Annotated in this window: 1 rRNA gene; it reads right to left on the reverse strand. The window is 48.0% G+C overall.

Annotated elements, in window-relative coordinates:
- Window positions 1-475, reverse strand: a 23S ribosomal RNA gene (locus QE109_RS17635); the annotation flags it as partial.

The raw sequence follows: 475 nt of genomic DNA on the forward strand, positions 1-475 counted from the left end.
TCGCCCTTTTCAGACTCGCTTTCGCTACGGCTCCGTGCCTTAAGCACTTAACCTTGCTGCATAACGTAACTCGTTGGCCCGTTCTACAAAAAGTACATGGTCGTTCTTTAACGAACTTCCATTGCTTGTAAACATAGGGTTTCAGGTTCTTTTCACTCCCCTCTCGGGGTTCTTTTCACCTTTCCCTCACGGTACTATTCTCTATCGGTCACTAGGTAGTATTTAGCCTTGGCAGATGGTCCTGCCTGCTTCCCACAAAGTTTCTCGTGCTCCGTGGTACTCCGGATCAGTCTCGTTATCCTTCTCTTTTCGCGTACGTGGCTCTCACACTCTTCGGCTCGCTTTCCCAAACGATTCTGCTAAGATACAGTTTCACTTTATCGACTGTCCACACCCCTTCGTCCGAAGACTCAGGTTTGGGCTATTTCCATTTCGCTCGCCACTACTCTGGAAATCACTTTTGTTTTCTCTTCCT

The sequence above is a fragment of the Fusibacter bizertensis genome (assembly GCF_029914245.1).
Lineage (GTDB): Bacteria > Bacillota > Clostridia > Peptostreptococcales > Acidaminobacteraceae > Fusibacter_C > Fusibacter_C bizertensis.